The following is an 11,722-nucleotide window of genomic DNA, read 5'->3' as shown; positions in this document are numbered from 1 at the left end:
TAAAATGAGCACAAAGTATGAAAGTCGATATGCCTCGAGCCCAAACACGGTAAAAGCATACGATACCCAAGAATTAAGAGACGAGTTTTTAATCGATAACTTGATGGAACAAGATACCATCAATTTAACCTATACGCATTACGATCGTTATATCGCAGGTTCTGCGGTACCTACTTCAAAACCTTTAACTCTAGAAACTATAGATCCGTTAAAAGCAGACTATTTTTTAGAACGCAGAGAATTAGGAATTATAAATGTTGGAGGTAATGGTACAGTAACTGTAGATGGTGAGGTGTACGAATTAGGCTTAAAAGATGCTTTATACATAGGTATGGGAATTAAAGAGGTTGTTTTTGCAAGCGAAGACGCTAGTAATCCAGCTAAATTTTATTTAAACTCAGCACCAGCACATACCAATTTTCCAACAAAAAAAGTAAGCAAAGCCGAAGCGAATAAAATAGAATTAGGGGCGCTAGAAACAGCAAATCACCGCACGGTAAACCAAATGATTATTGGAGGTATAGTAACTACTTGCCAATTACAAATGGGAATGACAGAACTTAAAACAGGAAGTGTTTGGAACACGATGCCAGCACACGTTCACGATCGTAGAATGGAAGTGTATTTATATATCGATATTCCAGAAAATCAAGCTGTTTGTCATTTTATGGGGCAACCACAAGAAACGCGTCATATCTGGATGCAAAACGATCAAGCTGTTATTTCACCACCATGGTCTATCCACTCAGGTTCTGGGACTTCAAACTACACCTTTGTATGGGGTATGGCTGGAGAAAACTTAGATTATAACGATATGGATGTTGCAAAAATAACCGAATTAAGATAAAACTATGAGTGCAGATTTATTTAATGTACAAGGAAAAATAGCCCTAGTAACAGGTAGTACACATGGTCTAGGCATGGCTATGGCAAGAGGTTTGGGTTTAGCAGGAGCCACCATTGTGGTTAATGGAAACTCTTCGCAAGACAAAATTGATACCGCTATTGCAGAATATGAAAAAGAAGGCATTAAAGCCGTGGGGTACAAATTTAATGTAGCCAACGAAGAAGAAGTTATAGCTGCTGTAGCCAAGATTGAAAAGGAAGTTGGCCCTATCGATATTTTAATTAATAACGCCGGAATCATTAAGCGTACACCGCTTTTAGAAATGGAAGTTGCCGATTTTAAAGAGGTTGTAGATATCGATTTGGTGAGTCCGTTTATCGTGTCTAAACATGTGGTAAAAAACATGGTGGAGCGAAAAGCCGGAAAAGTAATTAATATTTGCTCAATGATGAGTGAATTAGGTAGAAATAGCGTGGGTGCTTATGCTGCAGCCAAAGGCGGACTAAAAATGTTAACCCAAAATATGGCTACCGAATGGGCGAAATACAACATTCAAGTGAATGGTATTGGACCTGGGTATTTTGCAACATCGCAAACAGCACCTATCCGTGTAGACGGCCATCCGTTTAACGATTTTATCATTAACAGAACACCTGCTGCCAAATGGGGAGATCCTAACGATTTAGCAGGAGCAGCGATCTTTTTAAGCTCTAAAGCTAGCGATTTTGTAAACGGTCATGTGGTGTATGTAGATGGTGGAATATTGGCAACTATCGGGAAACCATCAAACGAAGCTTAATATGAAATCTATAGCATTATACTCTTGTGTCGCTGCTATTTCTTTAATGATGAGTTGTGAATCAAAAACGAAAGAAGCAACGCTTATCACGGTAAAAAATAGTTTAGAGCTGCCAAGACAATTTGAAACGGTAGAGATTTCAAAATCGGCCATTCATTTAAATGAAGGCGAACGCTTTGAAAATTTGGTGATCCGAGATAAAGCAACACAAACGATAGTTCCTTCTCAATTTGTAGACGAAGACCAAGACGGTACAGCTGATGTCTTGTTGTTTCAGCCAAAAGTGGATTCAAAATCAGAAAAGCAGTATGAACTTGTTGTGGAAGAAGGTCAAACTAAGCAAGAAGATACAGCGTATTGCTATTCACGTTTCGTGCCAGAACGCACCGATGATTACGCTTGGGAAAACAACAAAGTTGCCTTTAGAACTTATGGTCCGGTTGCCCAAAAAATGGTAGAAGATTCTGTAGCAGGAGGAACCTTATCTAGCGGTATCGATGCTTGGTTAAAGAAAGTAGAATACCCAATTATCAATAAATGGTATGCTGCCAATGATAAGGATCCAGGATTTTACCATATCGATCATGGTGAAGGCTTAGATAATTTTCATGTAGGTTCTAGTCGTGGTGTGGGAGGTACTGCGGTAAAAGTAGATACTAGTTATTATATCTCTAAAAACTTTACCGATTATAAAACCATCACTACAGGCCCAATACGAACAAGTTTTGTGTTAGAATATGCCGATTGGGATGCTAATGGAAACAAGATTACCGAAACCAAACACATATCTTTAGATTACGGTAGTAATTTTTCAAAATTTGAAATAGAGGTTACAGGAACCGATGTTTTATCTGTTGGACTAACCTTACACGATAAGAAAGGAGAAATCACAGAGCAAGTGCAAAATGGTTGGATTTCATACTGGGAATCTCAATACTTCGATTCTGAGTTGGGTACCGCAATTGTTGCAGCAAACAAAGCAGATATGGTAGCTTCAGACTATTATTTAACTAGTATGCCAGACAGAAGTAATTTATATACACAACTTAAAGTGCATAACAACAAAGCGGTGTACTACGCCGGATTTGCATGGAAAGAATCTGGGCAATATTCAACAAAAGCAGCCTGGGAAAAACATCTTAACACATTTTCCAAGAAAGTAAATACACCTTTAGAAGTTAGCATTCAATAAATCATTTATATTACAGTATTTTAAAAAGGTTTCAAAATGATGTTTTGAAACCTTTTTATTTCAAATTTAAGTAACATGACATTATATCCATTAAAATTTACTCCCATTTTTAAATATAGAATTTGGGGAGGAGATAAATTAAAAACGGTTTTAGGAAAATCTTACGACCAAGACCATATTGGAGAATCTTGGGAGATTTCTGATGTTAAAGGCGATGAAACCGTAGTAAGCGAAGGCCCCTTGGCAGGAAAAACTATTAAAGAACTTATAGAAGAGTTTAAAGGCGATGTTGTTGGGCAATCTGTTTATGATAGTTTTGGAACAGAGTTTCCGCTATTAATTAAGTTTATAGATGCTAAGACACCGCTTTCTATTCAAGTGCATCCTAGTAACGAAATTGCCAAAATTCGTCATAATTCTTTCGGAAAAAATGAAATGTGGTATGTTATGGAAGCCGAAAAGGACGCAGAACTTATTGTAGGTTTTAATCAAGAAGTTGATAAAGCGTCTTATGTGAAGGCTTTAGAATCGGGTAAAATTTTAGATGTTCTTAATCATGATACGGTAACAAAAGGGGATACTTATTATATTCCTACAGGTCGTATTCATGCTATAGGAGCAGGCGTATTGTTGGCTGAAATTCAACAAACTTCGGATATCACTTATCGCATTTACGATTACGATCGCGTAGACGCTACCACAGGAGAAAAAAGAGAATTACATACAGATTTAGCGGTAGATGTTATAGATTATAGTGTTGAAAAACAATATAAAACAGCATATCATATTCCAGATAATGATACTAATGTTTTAGTGCATTCTCCGTATTTTAAAACGAATATTTTAAATGTAAGCAGTAGCGTGTCTAAAGACTATTCAACTTTAGATTCCTTTGTTATTTATATTTGTGTGGAGGGGCAAGTAGACCTTATTATTCAAGACGAAAGGTACACTGTGCAAACGGGCGAAACTCTGTTTTTGCCAGCCTCTATTACATCGGTTAAATTAGAATCGACCCATGCGAATATATTAGAAGTCTATTATTAGAATTAAAGCGAGAACTTCGTGTTCTGTAAAAAAAATAAGAATTGTTGAATCGATTTACCAGGCCTTTGTGTAAAATGATTCAACAATTTTCTTTATTTGAATAACTGCTCCGGTATTCCAAAAGCTTAATTGTTTTAACACTAAAGTCTAGTGAAATTTTCAATATATTATTACCTTTGCCCTTTAATGAGAACAGGTCGAGCTAAAAATAGTATTACGTATGTGTTCCTAATCCTTTTTCTATCAATGAAAATGGTTGGGTTGCATGCCCTTTCTCACGCTCATGATGTTGAGGATAGCGACCACGCTTTACATTGCGTAATCTGCGATCATGCTACAACTATAAATCTTACACCTGCTATAACTCCAGATTTCATAGATTTTTCGTTCGAAGTTAAGGAGTATGTGTTTACACAAGACTTAAGAAAGTATTACAATTATATTCATTCTAATACTATTAATACGGATGAGCTCTTTTCTAGACCTCCGCCTGCACTACTATAAGTTTCCTATACATTTTTAGAATTTTTTTAGTTTATATGGTCTCGGAATATAAACTGTTATGTATTGCCTTTTTGTATTGATATACCTTGGTATATTGATAATAAAGCAAATTTACCATACAGTTCCCATAATAATATAACTTACCGATTCTGCACTAATAAACTATGTATAGGTTTAAATAATAGTTCTCGTTCTAGAGAACAATTTTTCAAATCTTATAGTATTTCAATATGCTTCAAAAAACACTTAGTGTGTGGTTATGTTTTAGCCTATGCACTATAGCGTATGCACAGGATACCTTTTTAGTAAAAGGAGCTGTGTTTAACGCCAACACTTTGCTTCCTATAGACGGGGCATCAATTAGTGGTTCAGATTTATTTTCTATAACCTCTAGTTCTGGACATTTTACATTTAAAAACGTAAAACAAGGCGTATACTCGTTAACCGTATCGAGTATGGGGTATACTCCTAAAGTTGTGAGTATAGATGTTTGTCCAGAACTAAAAGAACTTGTTATTTATTTAGAAGAATCGACAACAAATCTAGACGAAGTTGAGCTTCATGGTAAATCTAAAAAAGGGAACTCATGGAAACCCCTGTGGTATCCTTTGATGTTTCTGAAGAATTTTTAGAGCAAAACCGAGAGAATAGTCTTATGCAAACCCTGAGTAAAATTCCGGGAGTAAGTACTATTAATATTGGGTCTGGGCAATCTAAACCTGTAATTCGAGGTTTAGGGTTTAACCGTGTAGCAGTGGTTCAAAACGGTGTAAAACATGAAGCACAGCAATGGGGGAATGACCACGGTTTAGAAATCGATCAATACGGTATAGAAAATATACAAATTATAAAAGGTCCCGCCTCTTTGGTTTATGGTTCTGATGCCATTGCAGGGGTTGTAGATATTAAGCCGAACACCATTCCATTAATGCATTCGTTTAATGGAGAGGTCAATTTGTTAGCCGAAAGTAATAACGATTTGTTTGGAGTATCGGCAGGAATCGCCGGACGTAAACATCATTGGTTTTATCGCACACGATTAACGTACCGGGATTATGCCGATTATAAAGTGCCTACAGATAAAATTAGTTACGAAAATTATATATTCGAATTACACGATAATAACTTAAGAAACACGGCTGGACAAGAAGCCAATGCTAGCGTTAGCATAGGTTATATTAACGATAACATACAATCGGAAACAACTTTTAGTAATGTAAATGCTAAAAACGGATTTTTCGCTAATGCCCACGGTTTAGAAGTTATCGTTTCGGATATTGACTACGATCGTTCTAATCGGGATATCGATTTGCCATATCATACGGTAAATCATATTAAAATTACTAATAATACCAGCATAACCCATGACAATCATACGCTTATGTTCGATTTGGGGTATCAAAATAATCATAGGGAAGAACATTCAGAACCTGTTCCTCATGGTTATATGCCAAAACCTTCAAATACTTTAGAGCGTGATTTTAATAAAAATACCTACGCCTTAAATGCTAGAGATGCTTTTAATATAAACGATACCCATGATGTTGTACTAGGGGTAAACCTAGAATATCAGGATAATAATATTGGTGGTTGGGGATTTTTAATTCCGGAATATAATCGTTTTACAGCCGGTGTATTTGCATTCGATACTTACGAAATTTCTCCAGATTTTCATGTTTTGGCAGGGGCTCGTTACGATTATGGTACTGTAAAAACTAAAGCTTATTACGACTGGTATACGACTCCTGTAACCAATACAGATGGCACCATTTCGGAAGTTTACACACAACGAGCATTAGACAAAACTTTAGACTTTGGTAGTTTTAGTGCGTCTGCGGGAGTGAGTTATATTCATAAAAACACGACCTATAAACTGAATATTGGTAAGAGTTTTAGAATGCCATTGGCTAACGAATTGGCTTCCGATGGTGTAAATTATCACATGTACCGTTACGAAAAAGGGAATTTAGATTTAGATCCAGAATCCTCTTACCAGTTAGATTTAGATATCGATCATAGTACCAAAACGTTTAGTATAGGGATAAGCCCATTTGTTAATCTCTTCAATAATTTTATTTATTTAAATCCAACTTCTAGGTATTACGAAACTTTACAAATTTACGAGTACACTCAAAGTAAAGTGTTTAGAATAGGAGGAGAACTTAGAGCAAGTACAACACTTTTTGAAAACCTACAGCTGGATGCTTCTGCAGAATACGTGTATTCGAGACAGACTAGTGGCCCAAAAGAAGGCTTTTCAATACCGTTTTCTCCGCCATTGTCTACGCTATTTTCAGCGCGTTATCAATTTAAAAATGCGTTGTTTTTCATGAAACCCCAGCTTATTGCCGAATATAGAATTACCGCAAAACAAGACGAGATTGTGCCTCCAGAAGAAGTTACAGAGGGGTATCAACTTTTAAACATGTCATTTTTAACAGCACTGGATGTCTTCAAAAACAATTCACCTTTAGAAATGCGAGTAAAATTAAACAATGTCTTTAATACAAAATATTTCGACCACACCAGTTTTTATCGTTTAATAGACGTTCCCGAAGCAGGTAGAAATATATCACTATCAGTAACATTACCTTTTAAATAATAATTACACATAAACACCTATGAAAACAAAAATTATGAAAACAAATTTAAAATTTTTAGCCATTATCCTTACCGTAGGATTCTTTTTTCAATCTTGTAGCAGCGACGACGATGGGTCGGACATTAATGCGCCTGAAATTACCAATTTCGAATATGGGGAGGGGAGTGAACATAGTACAGATCCTGTAGTTTATAAAGGATCGGACCTTCATGTGGAAGCCGATATTTATGCGGAAGCAACAGTAGCTAGTATTACACTAGAAATACATTCGCACGATTTAGAAGATACCGATGATGAAGTGGTATGGGATTTTGAGCAGGTGTACGACGATGCGTCTTACCAAGTTATTAACCCAACGTTTCATGTGCATGTAGATATTCCTTCAGATATTTTAGCGGGAGAATATCATATAGAATTAATTGTAGTAGATGCTTTAGGAAACAGTACCGTATCTGATGGTCATTTAGACATTATGGATGTAATTACATTAAGTGATATCGAAATTGATGAAACTGCAAAACGTGGAGAAGATTTTCATGCCGAATTTTTAGTGTCTGCGGTAAACGGTATCCATAACATTAGTGTCGATATTCATGCTCATGGTCTTGAATTGGGCGATGGAGAAGTAGAATGGGATTACGAAGAAGTATATTCTGAATTCCACGAGTTAACAGAAGCCGAATTTCATAAACATATCGCTATTCCTGCAACGGCTCCAGCAGGCGAGTACCATGTAACGATTACTGTTGAAGATGAAGATGGTAACATCGTAGAGCACGAAACACATTTAGATATTACAGCTTAATATTTTAATTATACCGCATAGTAAGTTACTATGCGGTTTTATATTTTAAGACTATGAAATTTTTACTAAAACACAATTATATATTCGTTCTACTTTTAGTTTTAGGCGCCTGTTCCGACAGCGATTCTATCGATAAAGATGAAGAAAAACCTACAATAACCATTAATTACGATGGTGGATTTCCGCAATCTTGCGAAGAGCTTAAAAGAGGTGAGACCTACATTTTTAAAGCTAGAGTTACAGACAATCAGGCCTTGGCGGCGTACAGTTTAGATATTCATAATAATTTTGATCATCATACACATGACGATCAAGGGGAAAATTGCGCACTAGACGACAAAAAAACTCCGGTAAACCCGTTAATCTTTATCGAGAATTACCCTATAGCAGATGCCGTAACAAGCTATGAAATACAGATTACTGTAACTATTCCTAGCGATGCGGATACAGGCGATTACCACTGTTCTTATTCGGTAACCGATGCAACGGGATGGCAATCTAGAACCTCTGTTGATATTAAAATTGTAGAATAAAACTATAAATTACGTTTTAATTTTACCCCACGTTACACGTTAAAAAATAATAAAGATACGGGCCATTAGAATTATTGTTAACCCTAATAAGTAACTTACTATATACGTATAACACAATTTTAAACACAGCTTTAGTTATTTGGCTAAAGCTGTGTTTAGTTTGAAAGGTTTTAAAAATCGTCGGATTATTTTGTCGTTTTGGGGCATAAAATTTGGGTTAAGAACTAAATTAAGCATGTTTTATAACGGTGTAACTTATCAATTTTAATTCATGTTGTAATTTGCTTTCGCCCATTTTATTGTTGGTTCAAGCCATTCCTTTAAAGGTTTAAATAAAAATCCGTGTCGCATTCCTGTATTCAGTTCGATTTCTTTAAAATGTTTGATTTTACAAGTAGAAGTTTTTTTTCTCTCCAATGCTGAAACTCCAAATGGATCAGATTTTTCGTAAATCGTTAAAATATTCCCACAATAATTGATTTCGGGTATATCTTGAATGTCGTTATTTCTGAAACTTGCAATAAACACAAAATTTAAATCTGGATTATTTGCTAAAGTTGACACGTATTGGGCTATATATCCGCCTTTTGATGTTCCCACCACAGTTATTTTACTCGGTTCTGTTCCGTTTTTAATTAAACTGTCAATTTGTGTTACAATTCCGATGGCGTAATCTCTTGCGTTCACATTTCCAATCCGTTTTTCACTTATTACTTTTAATCCTTCTTTTTTAATTCAGCAATAATTTCTTTGTATTCAGTCCTCCCAAATTCGGGATGGGATTCATTCAATTTGTGTTCTTCTAAAAATCTGTTGTGAAGGAAGAAAACAAATCGGTCATCATTTTTGTTAGCGTACGTAACCAAAGTGGAGTAAAAAAGAATTACAAATACTAGGCTTACTTTCATTGATTTGAAGTTTTTATCAAATTGGGGGCCGGTTTTTTGTTTTTAATTTTCCCCCAGGCCAAAACTTTTACTCCTTTCGAATAATGTATTTTGCTGGGGTGTTCGTTTAATAATTTTTCAAACCTTGGATAATTTAATTCCAATTTTAGGATGTCAATTTCATTAATTGGCCATTCTAAATGATGGATCTCAAATTCGTTTATCGCCTTGTCTGTGTCTTGAAAAAGAGCATATCTTTCCGTTAACCATTTGTCAAACTCCGTTTTCTCGGTCAATTCCTTTCCAATTTTAAACTCAATATTTAATTTGTCGTTAAATTCCGAATTTTGGGATTGATATATCTTGTCTGTCCGTTTGATATTTGAAAATCTATACGGAAGTTCCGAAATACCTTTTGCGATTTTACAAGATAAATTTTTTCCACCTTCAATACTCAAGAAGTACACTCCAGTTTTATTGTTTGACTTAACATAAGTCCGAATATTAATTTCATCAAAATCCGATATAGGCGAAAATGAAGGTAAGTTTTTTGGTCTAATTCTTTCCATTGTAAAAGCAACCACTGAAATCCAGGGTTTACCTTCAAAAAGGTCAATTTCCAATGCGTCTGGAACAAACTTTTTTAAGTCGGTCAAATCAACCTGATAGTGAAGAAATATGGCATTATTCCACTCTTGGTAAAATTTCCAATTTTCAGTTGGAATTGACCAAGGTCTATGTTTTGTGCTGTTTAATATTTCTCGGATTTTCATTTTTTTAATTACTTACAACGTGTTTTTTTAGTTTGTATTAAAGACCTTAAGATAGAAAAAGAGGAGAACTAATACGGTCTTGAAGTTAACGTCTTATTACATGTTCAAGTCATCTTTTCTTCTTAATTGTAGCAAAGAACCAATGGGAATACTAGGTTCATTGTGTGATTGAGTTGCGTGTTTTGAACTTTAAATTTAATAAATAATTCCCGTATCGAGAAAGACTGTGCTTACTTTTGTAAGGTGGCTTCATTTTCGATACTATCATTTGATACTATCAAAAATACAATCATTTAATTTGAATGAAGTTACGTAACGAAATTTTTTAATTGGGCACAACAAAAGGGTATAAGATTTAAAATAAGAACCAAAGTAAGTTTATTTTATAAACAGCTTGTGTTTGTATTTTTAAGGTAGTATCTCATAAACTGTGTAAGTTTTAAAATCTCAGGTTAAATATTAATCTGAGATTTTTTTATTCATTAATTTTAACTTTTACACACTTATGAAACCAGAAGATTTATTAAACGAAGACTTTTTAAAACAATTCAAGAATGCACCAGAGCTAACATCCTTTTTAGAACAGTTGCACAAACGTGGTATTGAGAAGTTACTAGAAGGGGAACTAGATGCCCATTTAGACTACGATAAGCACAAAAAAAGCAAAGCAGCCAACCTTCGAAATGGTTACACTAAAAAGAAATTAAAATCCGTTTTAGGAGAAACAGAGATTCAAGTTCCTCGAGACCGTGATAGTTCGTTTAATCCTTTAATTGTAAAGAAAAGAGAAAGTACAACAGAAGGCATCGAAAATATTATTATATCGCTTTATGCCAAAGGCATGAGTAACAGTGATATTGAAGAACAAATACGTGAGCTGTACGATTTTAATATTTCTACATCCACTATTTCAAGGATTACAGATAAGATTACAGAAGATGTTATTGCTTGGCGGAACAGGCCTTTGGAGGCCACTTACCTAATTGTTTGGATGGATGGCATCGTATTTAAAGTTAGGGAAAACTCTAAAGTCATAAACAAGACTATTTATATTGCAGTAGGCCTGAGAACAGATGGCAAAAAGGAAGTCCTAGGATTATGGTTAGGTAAAAATGAATCTTCAGCCTTTTGGATGAGTGTTTTAACCGATATTAAAGCTCGAGGAACTCAAGATATACTTATCACAGCTACCGATAATTTAAATGGATTTACGGATACTATTAAAACTATTTTTCCGAAATCAACGACTCAAATTTGTGTTGTGCATCAAATAAGAAATTCGTGTCGTTACGTGGTCTGGAAGGACAAAAAGGAATTTACTCGTGACATGAAGCAAATCTATACTGCTCCTACAAAAGAAGCTGCAAAAGCTGCTTTAAATGACTTCAAAACTAAATGGGATTCTAAATATTCTTACGCCATTAAAAGTTGGGAAAATAATTGGGATGAGCTTACAGTATTCTTTGATTTTCCTATTGAAATAAGAACCATAATCTACACCACAAATCTTATAGAAAACCTAAATGGAAAGATACGGAAATACACAAAAAACAAACTCTCGTTTCCAACCGATGAAGCAGTTATGAAATCCGTGTTTTTAGCTTTGAGAGAAAGCACTAAAAAATGGACCATGCCAATCAGAAATTGGGGAGTGATACTAAATCAATTTTTAGCTATATTTGAAAACAGGATTAAGTTATAAATAACCTAACCCTGAAATTTTGAACTTACAC

At 34.9% G+C, this 11,722-nt stretch carries 11 protein-coding genes and 1 pseudogene; 10 read left to right on the top strand and 2 right to left on the bottom strand.

Annotation, left to right across the window (positions count from 1 at the left end):
• The first annotated feature begins 4 nt into the window (after positions 1–4).
• The 9 genes from kduI to A9D35_RS05030 all read left to right on the top strand — a co-directional run bounded on the left by kduI (position 5) and on the right by A9D35_RS05030 (position 8,329).
• Positions 5–847: a 5-dehydro-4-deoxy-D-glucuronate isomerase gene (gene kduI / locus A9D35_RS05065; RefSeq protein ID WP_066219866.1), complete on the top strand. Its 843-nt coding sequence runs from the start codon at positions 5–7 to the stop codon at positions 845–847.
• A gap of 4 nt (positions 848–851) precedes the next feature.
• Positions 852–1,646 (top strand): gluconate 5-dehydrogenase, encoded by a 795-nt coding sequence (locus tag A9D35_RS05060; RefSeq protein ID WP_066219863.1) that lies wholly within the window; start codon positions 852–854, stop codon positions 1,644–1,646.
• A 1-nt stretch (position 1,647) separates the two neighbouring features.
• Entirely contained in the window at positions 1,648–2,838 is a 1,191-nt protein-coding gene (locus A9D35_RS05055; RefSeq protein ID WP_066219859.1) for a BT3233 family polysaccharide utilization protein, read from the top strand.
• 75 nt (positions 2,839–2,913) lie between these two features.
• Positions 2,914–3,885, top strand: coding sequence for a type I phosphomannose isomerase catalytic subunit (locus A9D35_RS05050; RefSeq protein ID WP_066219856.1), 972 nt, complete (start codon positions 2,914–2,916; stop codon positions 3,883–3,885).
• Positions 3,886–4,071: 186 nt separating this feature from the next.
• Entirely contained in the window at positions 4,072–4,389 is a 318-nt protein-coding gene (locus A9D35_RS05045; protein WP_066219853.1) for a hypothetical protein, read from the top strand.
• 230 nt (positions 4,390–4,619) lie between these two features.
• Entirely contained in the window at positions 4,620–5,021 is a 402-nt protein-coding gene (locus A9D35_RS19135; RefSeq protein WP_235817855.1) for a carboxypeptidase-like regulatory domain-containing protein, read from the top strand.
• Complete coding sequence (locus A9D35_RS05040; RefSeq protein WP_235817854.1) at positions 4,976–6,991, top strand: TonB-dependent receptor; 2,016 nt, start codon at positions 4,976–4,978, stop codon at positions 6,989–6,991. Before A9D35_RS19135 ends, A9D35_RS05040 begins: the two co-directional genes overlap by 46 nt.
• Before the next feature lie 34 nt (positions 6,992–7,025).
• Complete coding sequence (locus A9D35_RS05035) at positions 7,026–7,796, top strand: DUF4625 domain-containing protein (RefSeq protein ID WP_066225781.1); 771 nt, start codon at positions 7,026–7,028, stop codon at positions 7,794–7,796.
• A 53-nt stretch (positions 7,797–7,849) separates the two neighbouring features.
• A complete protein-coding gene (locus A9D35_RS05030; RefSeq protein ID WP_066219850.1) occupies positions 7,850–8,329 on the top strand; it encodes a DUF4625 domain-containing protein in 480 nt (159 codons plus the stop codon).
• A 264-nt stretch (positions 8,330–8,593) separates the two neighbouring features.
• On the opposite strand, the pseudogene A9D35_RS05025 reads toward A9D35_RS05030, so the two are convergent.
• Both A9D35_RS05025 and A9D35_RS05020 read right to left on the bottom strand, forming a co-directional pair.
• Positions 8,594–9,237 (bottom strand): annotated as a pseudogene (locus A9D35_RS05025) (alpha/beta hydrolase).
• Positions 9,234–9,989 (bottom strand): YqjF family protein, encoded by a 756-nt coding sequence (locus A9D35_RS05020; protein ID WP_066219847.1) that lies wholly within the window; start codon positions 9,987–9,989, stop codon positions 9,234–9,236. Before A9D35_RS05020 ends, A9D35_RS05025 begins: the two are co-directional and overlap by 4 nt.
• A 505-nt stretch (positions 9,990–10,494) precedes the next feature.
• On the opposite strand from A9D35_RS05020, the gene A9D35_RS05015 reads away from it, so the two are divergent.
• On the top strand, positions 10,495–11,691 hold the full coding sequence (locus A9D35_RS05015) for an IS256 family transposase (protein WP_038527458.1): 1,197 nt from the start codon (positions 10,495–10,497) through the stop codon (positions 11,689–11,691).
• Positions 11,692–11,722 lie beyond the last annotated feature (31 nt).

This window comes from Formosa haliotis (assembly GCF_001685485.1).
Classification (GTDB): Bacteria; Bacteroidota; Bacteroidia; order Flavobacteriales; family Flavobacteriaceae; genus Formosa; species Formosa haliotis.
Note: the sequence above shows the minus strand (reverse complement) of the source record. Positions and strands in the feature narration are given on the sequence as shown.